The following is a 17,681-nucleotide window of genomic DNA, read 5'->3' as shown; positions in this document are numbered from 1 at the left end:
GGATATAGATGATGCGACTGAACGATCTTCGCGACCTTCCCGGCGCGACAACCTCGAAGAAGCGTGTTGGACGCGGTCTGGGTTCCGGCCTGGGCAAGACCTCTGGTCACGGACAGAAGGGTCAGAAATCGCGTTCGGGCGTTGCCATTAAGGGCTTCGAAGGCGGTCAGATGCCGCTGCACCGGCGCCTGCCGAAGCGTGGCTTCAACAACATCTTCGCCAAGGACTATAACGAGGTGAATGTGGGCCGCATTCAGGCTGCCATCGACGACAAGAAGCTGGATGCCTCCAAGCCGGTCACGGTCGAGGCGCTCGTGGAAGCCGGCGTTATTCGCCGCGCCCGCGACGGTGTCCGCCTGCTTGGCAAGGGCGAGTTGAAAGCCAAGGTATCCTTCGAGCTGACGGGTGCATCCAGCGGTGCCGTCAAGATCGTCGAGGCGGCCGGTGGAACGGTGACTTTGACCTCGATGCCGCAGCGGAGGGCCAAGCCGGAAGGTGAGGGCGCCCCCAAGAAGGCCGCCAAGGTAACCGCCAAGTCGATCTCGAAGACGCCTTCAGCGAAAAAGTCCACCCCCAAGAAGGCGGCGGCGAAGAAATCCGCAGCGAAGAAGAACACGTCCGAGTAGGACTGGTCCGAATCGATGCGCAGCGGCCTTGCTGTAAGGCCGTCGGATCGACTTGGGGAAGGGAAGAGCGCCAATGGCATCCGCTGCAGAACAGCTCGCGTCGAACTTGAATTTCGGGGCGTTTAAGAACGCCCACGAACTCAAGCAGCGCATCATGTTCACGCTGGTCGCGCTCGTGATCTACCGGCTCGGAACCTACATTCCGATTCCCGGCATCAACCCTCAGGCGCTCGCCGACGTTTTCAAGCAGCAGCAGTCCGGCATTTTGGGCATGTTCAACATGTTCTCCGGCGGCGCTGTTGGCCGTATGGCGATCTTCGCGCTCAACATCATGCCGTACATCTCGGCATCGATCATCATTCAGCTTCTGACGACCGTTTCGCCGACTCTTGAGCAACTCAAGAAAGAGGGCGAGCAGGGGCGGCGCCAGATCAACCAGTATACGCGCTACGGCACGGTGCTTCTTGCCGCGCTGCAGGGTTACGGCATTGCCGTTGGCCTTGAGGGCGCTGGCAATATCGTCACCGATCCGGGCTGGTTCTTCCGCATCACGACCGTGATCACGCTGGTGGGCGGCACGGTCTTCCTGATGTGGCTCGGCGAGCAGATTACGGCGCGCGGCGTCGGTAACGGCATTTCGCTGATCATCTATGCAGGCATTGTGGCAGAGCTGCCCTCAGCCTTGATCGGAACGCTGGAGCTTGGCCGCCAGGGTGCCTTGTCCGCAGGACTGATCATCGTCTTGTTCATATTCGCGATAGTCGTTATCGGCTTCATCGTCTTCATGGAGCGGGCGCAGCGACGACTCTTAGTGCAATATCCAAAGCGCCAGGTCGGCAACAAGATGTTCCAGGGCGATGCATCCCATCTGCCCCTCAAGTTGAACACCGCCGGCGTGATTCCGCCGATCTTCGCCTCGTCACTTCTGCTGCTGCCCATCACGGTCGCGAATTTCTCGGCCGGTCAGGGGCCCGAGTGGCTAAACTCGGTGACGGCCATGCTGGGCCGCGGGCAACCGCTCTACATCCTGATCTACGTTTCGCTGATCATCTTCTTCGCCTTCTTCTATACGGCCATCGTCTTCAATCCCAAGGAGACGGCCGACAATCTGAAGAAATATGGCGGCTTCCTGCCCGGGATCCGGCCTGGCGAGCGTACGGCCGAATATATCGACTATGTGCTCACGCGGATCACCGTGGTCGGTGCGCTCTACCTGGCCGCAGTCTGCGTGCTGCCTGAGATTCTCATCGCCGAATGGGGCGTCCCGTTCTATTTCGGCGGCACCTCGCTCCTTATCGTCGTGAGCGTGACCATGGATACCGTGGCTCAGATTCAGAGCCATCTTCTGGCTCACCAGTATGAGGGGCTGATCAAGAAGGCCAAGCTGAGGGGTCGGCGGCGATGAACTTGGTGATGCTGGGTGCCCCGGGCGCCGGGAAGGGTACACAAGCCAAGCGGTTGCAGGACATCCGCGACATGGTACAGCTGTCGACGGGCGACATGTTGCGGGCAGCGGTCGCGGCGGGCACCAAGCTTGGCCAGCAGGCCGGCAGAATCATGGAGCGCGGCGAACTCGTGCCCGACGAGATCGTCATTGGCTTAATCTCCGAGCGGATGGACGAGGAGGAAGGCGGCGCGGGGTTCATCCTCGACGGTTTTCCGAGAACCATCGCCCAGGCCGAGGCCCTCGACGAGCTTCTGACGTCCCGCGGGGATGGGGTAGATCGGGTCGTGGTGATCAATGTGGACGACGAGTCGCTCGTTGGCCGCATTACCGGCCGGTATACCTGCGCTAGTTGCGGTGAGGGGTATCACACCCTCTTCAAGAAGCCGAAGGCCGAGGGTGTTTGCGATCGGTGTGGTGGAACAGAATTCAAGCGCCGTAAGGACGATACCGAAGAAGTCGTTCGCGAGCGGCTCAAGGCATATCACGCACAAACAGAGCCGCTGGTCGGCTATTACACGACACAAGGTAAGGTCAGGACCGTCGATGGTATGGCCGATATTTCGACGGTTCAGAAGGAGATAGATCAAGCGCTGGATGGCGAATAGGCTCAAACACAGTTTTTCGGGGCTCCGGGCCAGTTGACCTTGTCAAGCGGAATCGCTACATAAACGCGTTCAATGGCTTGATGGACTGACCGGACCCGGGGGCGTTGCCTGTCCGCGGTCGGTCTTGTTGTGTTTCATATAGGCTAATTTAATTTTTAATTTCAGCACGTTGGCGCGTGCTGTATGAGGAGGCGACGACGTGGCCCGAATTGCAGGCGTGAACATTCCGACCCACAAGCGGGTTGAGATCGCGCTGACTTATATCCATGGGATTGGCGATGCCTATGCCAAGGAAATCTGTGGAAAGGTTTCCATCCCTTCCGAACGGAGGGTGAACGAGCTCACCGAATCCGAAGTGATCCAGATTCGTGAGACGATCGACGGCGATTATGTGGTCGAGGGCGATCTTCGGCGCGAAGTGTCGATGAATATCAAGCGCCTCATGGACTTAGGATGCTATCGCGGCCTGCGGCATCGCCGCGGTCTGCCGGTCCGCGGCCAGCGCACACATACCAATGCGCGGACACGCAAGGGTCCGGCTAAGCCGATCGCAGGTAAGAAGAAGTAGAGACGTAAGTACGCGCGGCCAGGCTTCTATTCGATGCTTTGGCCGCTGCTCATTGGAATTTGCGGGAATAAAGCATGGTCAAGGAAAAAGCACGGGTCCGCCGCCGGGAACGGAAGAACATCACGTCCGGCGTGGCCCATGTGCAAGCAAGCTTCAATAACACCATGATCACCATCACCGATGCACAAGGAAACGCGATTTCCTGGTCTTCGGCGGGTACCATGGGTTTCAAGGGTTCGCGGAAGTCGACTCCTTATGCGGCGCAGGTGGCCGCCGAGGATGCCGGCAAGAAGGCGACCGAGCACGGCATGAAGAACCTGGAGATCGAGGTTCGTGGTCCCGGGTCCGGCCGCGAGTCCGCCTTGCGCGCCCTTCAGGCGGCGGGCTTCAACATCATCTCCATCCGCGATGTGACGCCAATTCCGCACAATGGCTGCCGGCCGCGCAAGCGCCGCCGCGTCTAAGACAGAAGGCAATCCGACCCATGATGCTGGACGAAGACATTCGTATTCCGGAGCCCCAGGCTCCACAAAACGATCAAGAAAGGGCGACACCGGTGCTGCAAAAGAACTGGCAAGATCTCATTAAGCCCACCAAACTCAATGTCACGCCCGGCCGCGATCCGGCGCGGTACGCGACCGTGGTTGCGGAGCCACTCGAGCGTGGTTTCGGCTTGACGCTGGGCAACGCCCTGCGCCGCGTGCTGCTGTCTTCGCTTCAGGGTGCGGCCATCACGTCGGTGCATATCGACGGTGTGCTGCACGAGTTCTCGTCGATTCCGGGCGTGCGCGAGGATGTGACCAACATCGTCCTCAATATCAAGGAAATCGCCGTCAACCAGCATTCCGAAGGCGTCAAGCGCATGGTTCTTCAGAAGGAAGGACCTGGCGTTGCTACGGCTGGGGACATTCAGGGCGGTTCCGAGGTCGAGATCCTCAATCCGGAGCATGTCATTTGCACGCTCGACGAGGGCGCCGCGATTCATATGGAATTCACGACTGCGTCCGGCAAGGGCTACGTGCCGGCCGAGCGTAACCGTCCCGAGGATGCGCCGATCGGTTTTATTCCGGTGGATTCGCTGTTCAGCCCGGTCCGCAAGGTGTCCTATCGCGTCGAGAACACCCGTGAGGGCCAAATCCTCGATTTCGACAAGCTCACCATGAATATCGAGACGGACGGCTCGGTTCGTCCCGATGACACGGTCGCGCTTGCCGCCCGTATCATCCAGGATCAGCTTTCGGTCTTCGTCAATTTCGAAGAGCCGAAGAAGGAGCAGACCTTCCAGCAGCAGCCGGAGCTCGTGTTCAATGCCGCGCTCCTCAAGAAGGTCGACGAGCTGGAATTGTCGGTCCGCTCAGCAAACTGTCTGAAAAACGACAACATCGTTTATATTGGCGATCTGATCCAGAAGACGGAAGCGGAGATGTTGCGGACCCCGAATTTCGGCCGCAAGTCGCTGAACGAGATCAAGGAGGTCTTGGCCTCCATGGGCCTGCATCTCGGCATGGACGTGCCGGATTGGCCGCCGGAGAACATCGAAGAGCTGGCGAAGCGCTTCGAAGACCACTACTAGTCGCCGGGCCGCGTTCAGAAGCGGCCGTACGAGTTTGGAACGAGGAAAAGTCAATGCGACATCGCAAGGCAGGCCGGAAACTGAACCGGACGTCAACACATCGCAGTGCGTTGTTTGCGAACATGGCCAGCGCGCTCATCAAGCATGAGCAGATCGTCACAACCTTGCCGAAGGCGAAGGAGTTGCGGCGCGTGGTCGATCAGCTCATCACACTCGGCAAGAGAGGCGATCTTCATGCCCGTCGTCAGGCGTTCGCGCGCGTTCGCGACGAGGAGATGGTGGCGAAGTTGTTCGCGACGTTGGGCCCGCGCTATGCGGAGCGTCCGGGTGGCTATACCCGCGTGCTCAAGGCCGGCTACCGCTTCGGCGATTCCGCGCCGATGGCCGTGATAGAGCTGGTGGATCGCGACGAGGATGCGCGCGGTCAGGACTCCGGGCCGACCGTGGACCAGGACGAGGACGGCGAGCAGGTCGCGGCTGCGTAAGTACGCCCCTGCAGCCCTTCTAACGATAGCCCTCTCGGGCCGGAGACGAAAAAGGCGCACCGCTTGGCGATGCGCCTTTTCTTTATGTCTTGTTCCGGTCGGCTTGTTCCGTCGAGTTTGCACGGATTCTGCGAACGTGGCCGGGGAAAGAGAATCCTTTGCGGCTATTGGGCCTCATCGGCGGCCTTGGCTTTCTTGCGGATACCGGTCACGCCGTCCTTGAAGATGCCGGTGATGACCTCGACGGCCTTTGCCTCTTCGACACCATCGGCGGGATCGAACTCGGCCTCCCACTCGATCTCGACGGCGTTCTCTTCGTCGTCCTCATCGATTTCGAGCGTCGCGGAGTAGTTCTTCACAGGCAGCGGGCTCTCGATAATTTCGTAGCTGTAGCTAGTGTCGCCCGTCTTGGTCAGCTTCTCCTTGATCTTGCCGCCATCGCCCAAGGTGAGTGTGCGGTAGGTGTCGCCGCCTTCTTCGAATCGCTCACATTCGGCGACGGCCGGATGCCAGTCCTTGATGGCGCAGAAGTCGCCCACAATTGCCCAAACGCTTTCTGGGGTGCCTGGCGCCTCGCCGCGCTTCTTGACCTCTACGGCGTGCGCCGCGGCGCTGAGGGCTACCGTAGCCGCCAAAGCGGCGAAACCTGTTTTGACAATACGCATGCGTTCCTCTCCAATCATTTGTCATTCTAAAGTCGGCGAAGGTCTTCACCGGCGCGACATCTTAGTTCAAAAGGGTCCGGCGGCAACGGTCGTGTGCCGTTGCGGATGTCCTTTTTCCCTCGGTTTCGAGGGGTTTACTTTGCGCCGCATTTCGCCGCAAGAAGGCCCGTTTTCTTTGGAAGACGGATGATCTGTGTTGCACTCTCCGATCTGTCTTGCACTTTCCAAGGTGCGCGTTCCATCTTCTTCAGAATCACTAACAGAGCCATAGATGACACGTTTGGAACTCTTGCTGGGAAGAGGCGGCAATCTTAGCCTTGTTGCACTGGCGTTTTGCCTGGTGGGTTTGGCCACGGCTTCCGCGCAAGACGAGGTGGTAACCAAGGTCGTGCCTAAGAGCGCGGCCGCGATCAAGCAGTCCTTCGCGCCGGTGGTGAAGCGGGCGGCGCCGACCGTCGTGAACGTGTATGTCCGTCATAAGGTCAAGCAGTCCGTCTCACCCCTTTTCAACGATCCGTTCTTCCGGCGCTTCTTCGGCCACCAATTCGGCGTGCCGCGGGAGCGCATCCAGAACTCGCTCGGGTCGGGCGTCCTCGTCGACGCCAAGGGCGTGGTGGTGACGAATTACCACGTGATCCGTAGCGGCGGGGAATCGGAGATCACGGTCGCGCTGAACGACGGGCGTGAGTTTCCGGCCACGCTGATCCTCAAGGACGAACAGACGGATCTGGCGGTTCTGCGCCTGGACGGCAACGGTGCCAATTTCCCTGCCATCCAGTTCGCTAATTCCGATGGTCTTGAGGTCGGCGACCTGGTGCTTGCGATCGGCGATCCGTTCGGCGTCGGTCAGACCGTGACGAGCGGCATCGTCTCGGCGCTGGCGCGCACCAAGGTCGGCATCTCAGACTATCAGTTCTTCATTCAGACCGACGCGGCCATCAATCCGGGCAATTCGGGCGGCGCGCTGGTCGATATGGACGGGCAGCTGGTCGGCATCAACACGGCGATCTTTTCGAAGAGCGGCGGATCGCACGGCATTGGATTCGCGATTCCTTCCAATATGGTGCGGGTGGTTGTTCAATCGGCGCTCGCAGGCGCCAAGGTTCAGCGCCCTTGGCTCGGCGCCTCGCTGCAGCCGCTCACCTCCGACCTTGCGGAGTCGCTTGGTCTGGATCGCCCCGCCGGCGCCATGGTCACGCGGGTGCATCCGAAGGGGCCCGCGCAAGGCGCAGGGCTCGAGGTGGGCGACGTCATTGTCAGCTTCGACGGCAAAGATATTCAGGACCCGGAAGCGCTCGAGTACCGGTTTGTCACGAAGGGCATCGGCAGCACTGTCGAGCTTGGATTGTATCGCGACGGCAAACGGTTCCGCACAACCTTTGCCACCGTGATTCCGATCGAGGACCCGCCGCGCGATGAGCAGGACCTGACCGGCGCCAATCCGTTTGCCGGCAGCCGCGTCGCAAACCTTTCCCCGGCGGTGAGCGCCGAGATTGGCATGGACGATGACGGCGAGACGGGCGTCGTCGTGACAAAGGTCGAGCGACGCTCCACCGCGGCCCGGCTTGGTTTGCGTCCCGGTGACATCATCGTCGGAGTGAATGATGAGGAAATTCAGTCCGTGAAGCATTTGAGCGAGCTTCTCCAAGCGGCGGTCGGCCGCTGGCGTCTTGCCATTGAGCGCGGCGGCAAGGTTTTCGACTTGACGGTACGGGGCTGAGCCATGGTCAAAGGGGCGGCAAATCTGTTCGAGGCCGCGGGGCTTGGCGATGACGCGCCCCGTCCGCTGGCCGATCGCTTGCGCCCGAAAACACTTCAAGAGGTCATCGGTCAGGATCACCTTCTAGGCGAGGGACTGCTGGGCCGCATGGTGCAGGCAGGACGTCTCACCTCAGTGATCTTCTGGGGCCCGCCGGGGACCGGCAAGACCACTGTCGCCCGCCTTCTGGCCGAGGTGACCGATCTTCATTTTGAGCAGCTTTCGGCGATCCAGTCGGGCGTCGCTGATTTACGCAAAGTATTCGACGCGGCCAAGGCCAAGCGCGAGGCGGGGCGCGGCACGTTGCTGTTCATCGACGAGATTCACCGCTTCAACCGTTCGCAGCAGGATGCATTTCTCCCGCATATGGAGGACGGCACAATCGTTCTCGTTGGTGCGACCACGGAGAACCCGTCCTTCGAGTTGAACTCGGCCCTCCTGTCCCGGGCGAGCGTCTTGACCTTCCAGCGGCTTGATGACTCGGCGCTCGAAGCCTTGATGCAGCGGGCCGAAGCCCATGAGGGTCGTAAGCTTCCGCTTGATGAGGATGCGCACACGACCTTGATCTCCATGGCCGATGGCGATGGGCGCGGGCTCATCAATTTGGTCGAAGACGTGTTTCTGTCCGTTCCCGCCGATGCCAAGACCGTCGTAGACCGGGAAGGGCTCGTCGGTCTCGTTCAGCGGCGGGCACCGCTCTACGACAAAGGTCAAGACGGCCACTACAACCTCATCAGCGCGCTGCACAAATCGGTGCGCGGCTCCGATCCCGATGCAGCGCTTTATTGGCTCGCGCGCATGTTTGCCGGTGGCGAGGACCCGCTCTATATCGCAAGGCGGCTCGTCCGAATGGCAGTCGAGGACATTGGTTTGGCCGACCCTGCGGCGCTGCTGCAGGCGAATGCGGCGAAGGACGCCTACGATTTCCTGGGCTCGCCAGAAGGCGAACTCGCGCTGGCCCAGGCGACCGTCTATCTCGCCACCGCGCCCAAATCGAACGCGGCCTATATGGCATTCAGGGCTTCCATGAGGGTGGCGAAGGAGAGCGGTTCGCTGCTACCGCCAAAGCATATTCTCAACGCCCCGACCAAGCTCATGGAGCAGGAGGGCTATGGCCGCAATTACGCCTACGACCATAACGAGGCGGAAGGCTTCTCGGGTCAGGACTATTTCCCCGAACGCATGGAGCGGCAGCATTTCTACGCACCGACCGCCCGTGGTTACGAGGCGGAGGTGAAAGTGCGGCTAGAACGCTGGGCGGAAATCCGCGCAGGCCGGACCGAGGAGGACTAGGTGACCACACTCTTGAGCGTGGCGGCGGGCGGCGCGATCGGGGCCTCCGCACGCTATCTTCTCGGGGTCGGCATGGCGCGCCTCTTAGGGTTTAATTTTCCCTGGGGCACGCTGACGGCCAATATCCTTGGGTGCTTCCTGATGGGCGTGCTGATTGAACTCATGGCCTTGCGCTGGACGGTTCACCAGGATCTCCGTGCTTTTCTCGCGCTCGGCGTGCTGGGCGGTTTCACGACCTTCTCGTCCTTCTCGGCGGATTTCGCCAACCTGCTCGCCCGCAACGACTATGTGAACGCGGGGCTTTACCTTGCTGCGTCCGTTTGCCTTGCCATCGCCGCCTTCTTTGCTGGGATGGCGCTTGTGCGTGCACTCTAGCCATGGCGCAAGTTGAAAATCGCGGGAAAGTCGAAACGCGAAAGATCACGGACGAGGAAGACGGGATGCGCCTGGACCGCTGGTTCAGGACTCATTACGCCCAGTTGCCCCATAGCCGTCTGGAGAAGCTGTTGCGCACAGGCCAGGTGCGGGTCGACGGGGGCCGCGTCAAAGCCAGTACGCGCCTCGAGGGCGGTCAGAGCGTGCGGGTGCCGCCGCTGCCCGATGCGCCTCCTCCTCCGGGCGCCGCCAAGCCGCTGTCCAAGGGGGACCGGACCTTCCTCAAATCCATCATGCTCTTTGAGGACGACGATCTTCTGATCCTCAACAAGCCCTCGGGGCTCGCCGTGCAGGGGGGCACGAAGACCACCCAGCATATCGACCGCCTGCTGGAGGGGATCGGAGACAGCCCGCAGACGCGGCCACGGCTGGTCCACAGGCTCGATCGCGACACGTCCGGTGTTCTGGTCGTCGCCAAGAAGCGCAGCGTAGCCGCCAAACTCGGCAAGGCGTTTCAGACCCGCTCGGTGCGGAAGATCTATTGGGCGCTGGTCCACGGCGTGCCGAAGCCGCCCCAAGGGAAGATCGATGCGGCGCTCGTGAAGGCGGCGACACCCGACGGCGAACGGGTGCGCAAGGCCCACCCTGGCGAGCAGGACAAGGCACAGTCGGCCGTGACCCACTATGCGGTGATTGACCGGGCCGCGCGGCAGGTGGCGCTGATGTCGCTCAAGCCCGTCACTGGGCGCCAGCACCAGCTGCGTGCCCACATGGCGATCCTCGGCCATCCCATCCTCGGCGATGAGAAATATCCCAGCGGCATTGAATTGCCCGAAGGGATCGAGCGGCGCTTGCATCTGCATGCGCGGCGAATCAGCTTTCCGCATCCGAGCGGGGAGGGCGTTGTCGACGTGACGGCTCCCTTACCGCCTCATATCGAGGCGGCCTTTGGCGCGTTCGGCTTTTCGCCCAAGGGGCTCGATCGCGAAGACGATGCCGAGATTTGCGAAACCTCCAGCGGTTAGTTGCGACCAACCTCGGCGGTGCCCGAGAAACGATGGATGACAGCGTGAGCGACCCGGACAAGAAGACTGCCCCTGGCTTTGAAAAGCCGAAGCTGCCCAAACGGTTCTACAAGGACGTGACTGTGGGGGACGAGGGCGGCAGGGGAGGGCCGACTTTGGCCGCGATCCTCCTGGACGGGCGGCCTGTGCGCACCCCGGGCAAGGCGCAGTTGGCCGTGCCAAGTGCGGTTCTGGCAGAGGCCATCGCCGATGAGTGGCGCGGGCAGGGCGAAGAGATCGACCCGAATACGATGCCGCTCACCAAGCTGGCCAACTCGGCCATCGACGGGGTGGTGGGTCAAGAGGCCGCCATCGTCGAAGATGTTCTCGCCCATGCGGGCTCGGACCTCCTGTGCTACCGGGCGAGCGGTCCCAAGGGACTTCTTGCGCGCCAGGCGCAAAGCTGGGATCCGGTGCTGGCATGGGCCGCGGACGACCTTGGCGCGCCGCTAAGCCTCGCCGAAGGCATCGTGCATGTAGCCCAGCCGGACGCTTCCATCGCCGCCTTGCGGGGCGCTATCGAGGGCATGGACGCACTTGCCCTGGCCGCGCTCCATGTGATGACGACGCTGACTGGCTCCGCGCTTCTGCCGTTGGCTGTGGCGCAAGGGAAACTCTCGCCGGAGGGGGCCTGGGAGGCCGCCCATGTGGATGAGGACTGGCAGGTCGATCAGTGGGGCGAGGACACCGAGGCAAAAATCCGTCGTCAGAACCGCAAGCGGGACTTCGACGCCGCCGCGAAGATTCTCGCACTTTCTTGAATCCTTTGAATTGGTTGGGTCTGCCGGGCTGCGGTTGCGATTCAGCGGCTTCACAGATTGGATGACCTCTGAGGCGTTTGGGGCGTTCTCCCATTTGCCTTGCAATCCGCCCATGCTATGGACCTTGGCAAAACTGTCATGCCGAATGCGGCCCTTGCGATGAGGCCGTTGTATCGATGTTGGTTGGGGAATTCGTAGAATGAAGGAAGTCATCGAAGAGCTGGAATTGCGCCGCGCCAAGGCCCGCATGGGTGGCGGCCAGGCCCGTATCGACTCTCAGCATAAGCGCGGCAAACTCACTGCGCGGGAGCGGGTACAGCTCCTTCTCGACGACAATTCGTTCGAAGAGTTCGACATGTATGTCGAGCATCTCTGCGCCGATTTCGGCATGGCCGACAACAAGGTGCCGGGCGACGGTGTGGTGACCGGCTGGGGCACCATCAACGGCCGCGTGGTCTATGTGATCGCCAAGGACTTCACTGTGTTCGGCGGTTCCCTGTCGGAAGCCCATGCCAACAAGATGATCAAGATCCAGGACATGGCGCTGCGCAACCGGGCGCCGGTCATCGGTGTGTTCGACGCGGGCGGCGCGCGTATTCAAGAAGGCGTGGCAGCGCTGGGCGGGTATGGCGAAGTGTTCCTGCGCAATGTCCAGGCTTCGGGCGTCATTCCCCAGATAAGCGTCATCATGGGGCCGTGTGCGGGCGGCGACGTCTATTCACCCGCCATGACTGATTTCATCTTCATGGTGCGCGACACGTCCTACATGTTCGTCACGGGCCCCGACGTGGTGAAGACCGTCACCAAGGAAGAAGTGACCGCCGAGGAGCTGGGCGGTGCGTCGGTCCACACCACGAAGTCCTCCATCGCCGACGGTGCTTATGACAACGACATCGAGGCGCTGTTGCAGATGCGCCGGCTCATGGACTTCCTTCCCGCCTCGAACCTGTCCGGCGTGCCGGAGCTGCCGACCCGCGATCCTTGGGACCGCGAGGACACCTCGCTCAACACCCTCATCCCGGATAATCCGAACAAGCCCTACGACATCAAGGAGCTGATCCATAAGGTCGTGGACGAGGGCGATTTCTTCGAGGTCCAGGAAACCTTCGCAAGGAACATCGTCATCGGCTTTGCCCGCATGGAAGGGCGCACGGTCGGTATCGTCGCGAACCAGCCTATGGTGCTGGCGGGCGTGCTCGACTCGGACGCCTCGCGCAAGGCCGCGCGCTTCGTGCGCTTCTGCGACTGCTTCAACATTCCGGCCGTCACCTTCGTCGACGTGCCGGGTTTCCTTCCGGGTACGGATCAGGAATATGGTGGCCTCATCAAGCACGGCGCGAAGCTGCTCTTCGCCTTCACAGAGGCCACCGTGCCGAAAGTCACCGTCATCACCCGCAAAGCCTATGGCGGCGCTTACGACGTGATGAGCTCAAAACACATCCGGGGCGATGTGAACTATGCTTGGCCTTCGGCCGAGATCGCGGTGATGGGCGCCAAGGGCGCGGTGGAGATCCTCTACCGCTCGGAGCTGGGCGATCCAGAGGCAATTAAAAAGCGTATTGATGAGTATCAGGCGCGCTTCGCAAATCCGTTCGTTGCCGCCGAGCGGGGCTATATCGACGAGGTCATCATGCCGCAAGGCACTCGCCCGCGGATCTGCCGCGCGCTGCAGATGCTGCGCAACAAGCACATCGAAAACCCCTGGAAGAAGCACGACAACATTCCTTTGTAGGGGCCATGACGACGGCGCCCCTAGATCTCGCTGGGGTCGAAGCGGCAGCGTAGGGGATAGGTCGTGCCGGGCAGTACGCCCTGGCATGGCGGCATGTGCCAGCCGATGGTGCGGCCGTCCGCGTCGACGATCTTGGTCGGGCAACCGATTTTGACGATCACCCAGTTCCGGTGCGATCCCTCCCACTCAGGTGCGTAATTCATGGAGACTTCGGCGCAGGTGTCGTAGTCGGCAAGATTGGGCGTCATCTGCCGCAGCCAGAGGTTCGTCATGGCCGCCGCATCGGTGACGGTCTCGACAACCCGCATGCATTCTAGAGGCAGGAGCCAGTCGGGCCCGGCGACGCGGGACGTGGACGATTGTGTGCCTTGCGACTTTGCATCCACGCGGCAGGCGATGATCGCCAGTTTCGACGGCGGTTCGATATCGTCTCGCCGCTTTGACGCATCGGCTTGGAACCAGCCGCCGTCGCGCGATTGTTCGACGTCTGACGGCATCAGCGTCAGCTCGGCCTCGGTGCGTTCCTCGGCTTGAAGCAGGTTGCGGTCTACCGCAGCAGTAAAGAAAAAGGTGGCGAACGCCAGAGCGAACGTTGCTGTCAGTGATCTCTGCATGGCCAATCCTTTCCTGTGTGACGCAAATACGGCGTCAGCCTAGCTCGGCTGCAAATTGCCGACCGCATCGACGATCGTTTCGAATCCGTCCGAGAGGGCGGGCGCCAGCATCCGGCCGTTTTCGGTAAGCTGCATTTCCGCGCCTTGGCGTCGGATCAAGCTGCACCCCAAAACACGTTCGAGCACGCGTAAGCGATGACTGACGGCCGAGGGGGTGACGTTGAGTTCCTCGGCGGCCTTTTTCAGCGACATGTACCGAGCCACGACCTCGAAGGTACGCAGCCCATTTAGCGGGATCGCGGCGATGGACTTTTTCGGGACCCACTCATTCATGGTGTTTCGAATTCCTCGCATCTGTTTACTGGCATTATAGAAGGACAGAGACGCCGCCCGCACCACACAAGTTTTCGTGATGTGCAAAAACTTTTGCATCAAGATAAAAACTGAGGGCCAATATTTGACCGCTGGTGAAACTTGAGGCTTTGCCATGGAAACGGCCCCTGAAACGCTGGGACTTGAGGCTTACGAGATTGGTCCCAAGATCCGCCGCTTGCGCAAAATGAAAGAGCTCAGCCTGGTGAGGCTCGGCGACCATACGGGTATGTCAGCGGGACTTCTGTCGAAGATCGAAACCGGGCAGCTGATCCCAACGCTGCCAACGCTCATGCGGATCGCCACCGTGTTCGGGGTCGGACTGGATCACTTTTTCGGGCACGACACAAAAGGGCAGAAGGCCGCCGTCGTCAGGCGGCAGGAGCGCGTCCGGCTCCCAAACCGCCCCGATGGGCAGGCGCCGACATATTGGTTCGAGTCTCTTGATTTTCCCGTGACCGACCGGCGGATGGACGCCTATCTCGCGACCTTCGAGCCTGGCGCGGACGCCACCGCGCCGCACCGGCATTCCGGCGCCGAACTTATCTATGTCATTCGGGGTTCTTTGGTCCTGACCTTCGAGAACGAGGCGGTCGAGCTTCACGAGGGAGACTCGACCTATTTCGACCCGTCCTTCGCGCATAGCTATTGCCAGAAGGGCAAACAGCCATGCCGGGCCGTGGTGGTGGTAACCGGCGCGAGATAGCTGCACAGCGTGCCTGGCTTTGGGGATGGTCGGGGAGGGCCGTTCAGACCAGCGTGGTGAACCAGGCGATCCAGGCATACGTGATTGCCAGCGACGCGACGGCGATCGGCAGGACCGACAGTGTGAACTGCCAGAACTTGAAGGGCGTTTCGCCGAAGCGCTCGGCCTGCTGCACCATGATGACGTTGCTCGCCGCGCTGATGATAATGAGATTACCGGCCAGGGTGGAAATGCCGGCCAGCATCATGAGCTCGTGCACTTCCCAATCCTTGACCAGGTTGAGATAGATCTCGACCACTGGCACATTGGAGAAGACCTGGCTGGCCCAGAAGCTCACAAGCGCGATCACCGGCAACTCACCAAGGTCCGCTTGCCGCGATCCCAGCATGGCCTGGAGCGAGCCCGACTCCAGCAGTAAGCCCGTCACGATGAACATGGCCACAAAGAAGGCGATTGTCGGCCAGTCAAGCGCCCTCAGCACCTGAGCGCGGTTTGCGTTGAACAGAAAAACAGGCGCGCAGGCGATGAGGCTGGCGATCCCGAATGGGAACGTCGCGTCGCTGCCAAGCCCCTGAAGGACGCTGTCGGCGCCGATCAGGACGACCAGCAATGACAGGATCGCCGGAACGGTCAGCCACAGCAGGAACGTTGCGACCGGGTTGCCGAAATGGTCCCTCGTCGCGATCGGAATGTTCTGCGGGTTGCCGACGGGGCTCAACATGCTGCCGACGGTGACCGTGGCACAGAGCGCGATGAGTAGCGGTCGTGCGGGAAGGCGGAGCGTCCGAGTCAGCTTCAAAATGATGGGCGTGCCGATCACCGCCGAGGCCTCGTTGGTGAGAACCGCCGAGCACAGCTTCGTCGCCGCAATGACGGTGGCGAGTGCCGCGCGCTGGGACGTCATGGCGGCTATGCGCGCGCCGATGAGATGGGAGACGCCGGTGTCGTAGAGCGCCGATTCGATAGCGAACACGCCGAACAGATAGGCGACTACGTTCCAGTCCACGGCCAGCCAGGCCTTGTCCGGCGAGATTTCCCCGAGCAACGGAATAGCGAGCGCGCCGGCGACCATGATGTGCCAGATGCGCACGCCAGACGGTAGCTATTGCCGAGCGGCGATGACGAGGAGGATCAGGCAGGAGACGATCAGGCTGGTCGTAATCATCGCGCTGGGACCGGGGCTCCTCGAAAAGACGACGCCTGAAAGCGGCCGGCGCGACGACGCGTGTTGCCGGACCGGGATTGCTCGGGACTTAGCAATGTTTTTTGTCGGTTATTAATCGGGCGTGGGCCGAGCCGACCGGTTCTGAGAATTCAGCTGGCAAGTGTTGCCCTGCGGTCATTGTTGCGCCACCGAAATTCGTCTACGAAAGCGCACTTCCATAGCGTTTCGGATGAAGGGGATTTTTGATGCGGCTTGAGGCTCGCCATTTCGGCGTGTGGGGACTGCTTGTCGCCAGTGCGGGCTTTATGGGGACGCAGGCAGATGCGGCGATCAGTCTGGCGGTGGCGCTGAAGAACTACTACGCCGAGTACGAGATCGTGCAGCAATGCGCACGCCGGTCGCAGTTGACGGTCGAGGATGTCGAGACCGCCGGCACCGCGATGGCGGCGATCGAGAAGTACTATTTCGGCAGGGACGACGGCCTCAACAAGGCGCATTTGAAGAAGCAGGCGATCGCCGACAAGAATTACAGCTTCAAGATCTTGGAGCGCAGTGGCGAATCCGGATTCCGGCCCTATTGCCAGATGTCGCTGAACGAGCTTTTGCGCAAGGCCACGGAAGTCGGGACGCCTGCGAGCACGCAATAGGGCGCGGGTCCTTATTGCGCGGCGGCTGATGGGCCTGAGAGGGCGGTCCGCTGCAGATACATGATCGAGGTGCGGCGCCGGCCGCCTTGCGAGTAGGCGAAGGATAGGATGGCGCCGCCAAGCTGTCTTGCGTCGCTTTTCGACAGGTCTGCGGCTTCCAAGTGAAAACGTGCCCCGGGCGGGATGGATGCCCCCGGCGCTGCCGTTCCGTCCTGGCCATCAACCCGCAGGCTCAAGTGGACGTTCTCAATGCCGAGCGAACTAGTGTCCGAGTCGGGTTTCAGCACCGCCTGGATGTTCTCGAGCGGCATGCTCGAGATATTGGTGCCAGTGAGCAGGATCTTGTCCATGTCGGCGGGTGCCGATGCTTCCGCCAGCCATTTAACCGGTGCACCGGCCGCCTGCGGTAGCGGTGCGGTGACCGGTGCGGGTGCTTGCGGCGGGGCGGTTACGATCCGATAGGACGGTGCGCCGGCTGCCTGTTGCTGGGCTGTTTCGCGTTGCCCCTGTGCTCCGCCTTGGTCCTGCATCAAAGCGCGGACCGTCGGCAGTGGTGCTTGTGAGGCCTGTGTATCGGGCGGTGCCGGCACTGCAGCGGTTGTTTCGGTTCCCTGCTGCACCGATAAGTCGACCTCGGGCTGACCGGGCTCTTGCGCTTCGAACCAGTTCATTGGGTTGAGCCAGTCGCCAACAGATAACAGCCATTCGGACGGATCGAGCCAGGTCAGATCGAACCAGTTGGCACCGACCCCATCGTCCGCCGCCGCCGCTCTTGAGGGCGGAGCGGGCGGGGTTGGAGCGGCCGCGGCCGGCGCTTGCGTTTCGGCGGGCGCGCGATTGCGCGCTTGCCCATGAGAGGCCGAGATGCGTTCGGCCGCGAAGGCAAGATCCTGGACACCGGAGCTGAACAACGCCGGCGTTTGGGCGGCTATGGTGTTGAAATACGGACCGGCGCTTCTGGCATTGGCGATAAAGGCGCAGCCAGCCACAAGCAGGACGGACAGCATCGTAGAGGCAAGCGCCACCCAGGTGCGGCGCCCGCCATAGGACGCCGCGAATAGGAGCAAAAGGACGATGGCGGCAAGGAGAATATGCAACTTGTGTCCCGGTCGCTCGGAGCATCACGATCTGGCCCCAATGATGGGCCGCAACCGTGGCATGAGTTCGGCGTCTCTGTTGGCGAAATCCGCTATTTTTCGCTGGTCCTGGCGGCAGTCGCGCCCC

Annotated in this window: 20 protein-coding genes; 15 read left to right on the top strand and 5 right to left on the bottom strand. The window is 61.5% G+C overall.

The window, feature by feature from the left end:
* Window positions 1–11: 11 nt before the first annotated feature.
* The 7 genes from rplO to rplQ all read left to right on the top strand — a co-directional run bounded on the left by rplO (window position 12) and on the right by rplQ (window position 5,304).
* Entirely contained in the window at window positions 12–626 is a 615-nt protein-coding gene (gene rplO, locus WBQ77_RS08840; RefSeq protein ID WP_424059868.1) for a 50S ribosomal protein L15, read from the top strand.
* A 73-nt stretch (window positions 627–699) separates the two neighbouring features.
* Window positions 700–2,031, top strand: a complete 1,332-nt coding sequence (secY, locus tag WBQ77_RS08835; RefSeq protein ID WP_424059851.1) for a preprotein translocase subunit SecY — start codon at window positions 700–702, stop codon at window positions 2,029–2,031.
* The gene (locus WBQ77_RS08830; protein ID WP_424044199.1) at window positions 2,028–2,678 is read left to right on the top strand and encodes an adenylate kinase; all 651 of its coding nucleotides are present in this window, start codon (window positions 2,028–2,030) and stop codon (window positions 2,676–2,678) included. Before secY ends, WBQ77_RS08830 begins: the two co-directional genes overlap by 4 nt.
* 199 nt (window positions 2,679–2,877) lie before the next feature.
* Window positions 2,878–3,246, top strand: coding sequence for a 30S ribosomal protein S13 (rpsM, locus tag WBQ77_RS08825; protein ID WP_424044200.1), 369 nt, complete (start codon window positions 2,878–2,880; stop codon window positions 3,244–3,246).
* 74 nt (window positions 3,247–3,320) lie between these two features.
* Window positions 3,321–3,710 carry a 30S ribosomal protein S11 gene (gene rpsK / locus WBQ77_RS08820; RefSeq protein WP_424044202.1) on the top strand — a complete coding sequence of 130 codons (390 nt, stop codon included), beginning with the start codon at window positions 3,321–3,323 and terminating at the stop codon, window positions 3,708–3,710.
* A 92-nt stretch (window positions 3,711–3,802) separates the two neighbouring features.
* Window positions 3,803–4,819 carry a DNA-directed RNA polymerase subunit alpha gene (locus WBQ77_RS08815; protein ID WP_424059866.1) on the top strand — a complete coding sequence of 339 codons (1,017 nt, stop codon included), beginning with the start codon at window positions 3,803–3,805 and terminating at the stop codon, window positions 4,817–4,819.
* 53 nt (window positions 4,820–4,872) lie between these two features.
* Window positions 4,873–5,304, top strand: coding sequence for a 50S ribosomal protein L17 (gene rplQ / locus WBQ77_RS08810; protein ID WP_424043382.1), 432 nt, complete (start codon window positions 4,873–4,875; stop codon window positions 5,302–5,304).
* Between the two features lie 164 nt (window positions 5,305–5,468).
* Here rplQ and WBQ77_RS08805 read toward each other — a convergent pair whose 3' ends face one another.
* Window positions 5,469–5,969, bottom strand: coding sequence for an SRPBCC family protein (locus WBQ77_RS08805; RefSeq protein ID WP_424043384.1), 501 nt, complete (start codon window positions 5,967–5,969; stop codon window positions 5,469–5,471).
* Window positions 5,970–6,240: 271 nt separating this feature from the next.
* Here WBQ77_RS08805 and WBQ77_RS08800 point away from each other — a divergent pair, with 271 nt between their 5' ends.
* The 6 genes from WBQ77_RS08800 (at window position 6,241) to WBQ77_RS08775 (ending at window position 12,953) form a co-directional block, all read left to right on the top strand.
* A complete protein-coding gene (locus WBQ77_RS08800) occupies window positions 6,241–7,689 on the top strand; it encodes a DegQ family serine endoprotease (RefSeq protein ID WP_424043386.1) in 1,449 nt (482 codons plus the stop codon).
* Between the two features lie 3 nt (window positions 7,690–7,692).
* Window positions 7,693–9,021, top strand: a complete 1,329-nt coding sequence (locus WBQ77_RS08795) for a replication-associated recombination protein A (protein WP_424043388.1) — start codon at window positions 7,693–7,695, stop codon at window positions 9,019–9,021.
* A complete protein-coding gene (gene crcB / locus WBQ77_RS08790) occupies window positions 9,022–9,396 on the top strand; it encodes a fluoride efflux transporter CrcB (RefSeq protein ID WP_424043389.1) in 375 nt (124 codons plus the stop codon). It abuts the gene before it with no gap.
* A 2-nt stretch (window positions 9,397–9,398) separates the two neighbouring features.
* On the top strand, window positions 9,399–10,421 hold the full coding sequence (locus WBQ77_RS08785; protein WP_424043390.1) for an RluA family pseudouridine synthase: 1,023 nt from the start codon (window positions 9,399–9,401) through the stop codon (window positions 10,419–10,421).
* Window positions 10,422–10,465: 44 nt separating this feature from the next.
* Window positions 10,466–11,221, top strand: a complete 756-nt coding sequence (locus WBQ77_RS08780; RefSeq protein ID WP_424043391.1) for an ATP12 family chaperone protein — start codon at window positions 10,466–10,468, stop codon at window positions 11,219–11,221.
* A 199-nt stretch (window positions 11,222–11,420) separates the two neighbouring features.
* On the top strand, window positions 11,421–12,953 hold the full coding sequence (locus tag WBQ77_RS08775; RefSeq protein WP_424059849.1) for an acyl-CoA carboxylase subunit beta: 1,533 nt from the start codon (window positions 11,421–11,423) through the stop codon (window positions 12,951–12,953).
* A gap of 20 nt (window positions 12,954–12,973) precedes the next feature.
* Here WBQ77_RS08775 and WBQ77_RS08770 read toward each other — a convergent pair whose 3' ends face one another.
* On the bottom strand, window positions 12,974–13,567 hold the full coding sequence (locus tag WBQ77_RS08770) for a hypothetical protein (protein WP_424059847.1): 594 nt from the start codon (window positions 13,565–13,567) through the stop codon (window positions 12,974–12,976).
* A 39-nt stretch (window positions 13,568–13,606) separates the two neighbouring features.
* A complete protein-coding gene (locus WBQ77_RS08765) occupies window positions 13,607–13,900 on the bottom strand; it encodes a LysR family transcriptional regulator (RefSeq protein WP_424043396.1) in 294 nt (97 codons plus the stop codon).
* 154 nt (window positions 13,901–14,054) lie between these two features.
* Here WBQ77_RS08765 and WBQ77_RS08760 point away from each other — a divergent pair, with 154 nt between their 5' ends.
* Entirely contained in the window at window positions 14,055–14,645 is a 591-nt protein-coding gene (locus WBQ77_RS08760) for a helix-turn-helix domain-containing protein (RefSeq protein ID WP_424043398.1), read from the top strand.
* A 43-nt stretch (window positions 14,646–14,688) separates the two neighbouring features.
* On the opposite strand, the gene WBQ77_RS08755 is transcribed toward WBQ77_RS08760, so the two are convergent.
* Entirely contained in the window at window positions 14,689–15,735 is a 1,047-nt protein-coding gene (locus WBQ77_RS08755) for an SLC13 family permease (RefSeq protein WP_424059844.1), read from the bottom strand.
* Between the two features lie 320 nt (window positions 15,736–16,055).
* Here WBQ77_RS08755 and WBQ77_RS08750 point away from each other — a divergent pair, with 320 nt between their 5' ends.
* Window positions 16,056–16,457, top strand: a complete 402-nt coding sequence (locus tag WBQ77_RS08750; RefSeq protein WP_424059842.1) for a hypothetical protein — start codon at window positions 16,056–16,058, stop codon at window positions 16,455–16,457.
* A gap of 11 nt (window positions 16,458–16,468) precedes the next feature.
* On the opposite strand, the gene WBQ77_RS08745 is transcribed toward WBQ77_RS08750, so the two are convergent.
* Window positions 16,469–17,554, bottom strand: coding sequence for a hypothetical protein (locus WBQ77_RS08745; protein WP_424043405.1), 1,086 nt, complete (start codon window positions 17,552–17,554; stop codon window positions 16,469–16,471).
* Between the last annotated feature and the right edge of the window lie 127 nt (window positions 17,555–17,681).

It is taken from the genome of Methyloceanibacter sp. (assembly GCF_049590335.1).
In the GTDB taxonomy this organism is placed as follows: Bacteria; Pseudomonadota; Alphaproteobacteria; order Rhizobiales; family Methyloligellaceae; genus Methyloceanibacter.
Note: the sequence above shows the minus strand (reverse complement) of the source record. Positions and strands in the feature narration are given on the sequence as shown.

Coding starts and splice junctions, on each gene's coding strand:
- rplO (WP_424059868.1), top strand. CDS start 12: ATGCGACTGAACGATCTTCGCGACCTTCCCGGCGCGACAACCTCGAAG.
- WBQ77_RS08770 (WP_424059847.1), bottom strand. CDS start 13,567: ATGCAGAGATCACTGACAGCAACGTTCGCTCTGGCGTTCGCCACCTTT.
- WBQ77_RS08750 (WP_424059842.1), top strand. CDS start 16,056: ATGCGGCTTGAGGCTCGCCATTTCGGCGTGTGGGGACTGCTTGTCGCC.
- WBQ77_RS08775 (WP_424059849.1), top strand. CDS start 11,421: ATGAAGGAAGTCATCGAAGAGCTGGAATTGCGCCGCGCCAAGGCCCGC.
- rpsK (WP_424044202.1), top strand. CDS start 3,321: ATGGTCAAGGAAAAAGCACGGGTCCGCCGCCGGGAACGGAAGAACATC.
- WBQ77_RS08785 (WP_424043390.1), top strand. CDS start 9,399: ATGGCGCAAGTTGAAAATCGCGGGAAAGTCGAAACGCGAAAGATCACG.
- rplQ (WP_424043382.1), top strand. CDS start 4,873: ATGCGACATCGCAAGGCAGGCCGGAAACTGAACCGGACGTCAACACAT.
- WBQ77_RS08795 (WP_424043388.1), top strand. CDS start 7,693: ATGGTCAAAGGGGCGGCAAATCTGTTCGAGGCCGCGGGGCTTGGCGAT.
- WBQ77_RS08760 (WP_424043398.1), top strand. CDS start 14,055: ATGGAAACGGCCCCTGAAACGCTGGGACTTGAGGCTTACGAGATTGGT.
- secY (WP_424059851.1), top strand. CDS start 700: ATGGCATCCGCTGCAGAACAGCTCGCGTCGAACTTGAATTTCGGGGCG.
- WBQ77_RS08800 (WP_424043386.1), top strand. CDS start 6,241: ATGACACGTTTGGAACTCTTGCTGGGAAGAGGCGGCAATCTTAGCCTT.
- WBQ77_RS08765 (WP_424043396.1), bottom strand. CDS start 13,900: ATGAATGAGTGGGTCCCGAAAAAGTCCATCGCCGCGATCCCGCTAAAT.
- WBQ77_RS08830 (WP_424044199.1), top strand. CDS start 2,028: ATGAACTTGGTGATGCTGGGTGCCCCGGGCGCCGGGAAGGGTACACAA.
- WBQ77_RS08805 (WP_424043384.1), bottom strand. CDS start 5,969: ATGCGTATTGTCAAAACAGGTTTCGCCGCTTTGGCGGCTACGGTAGCC.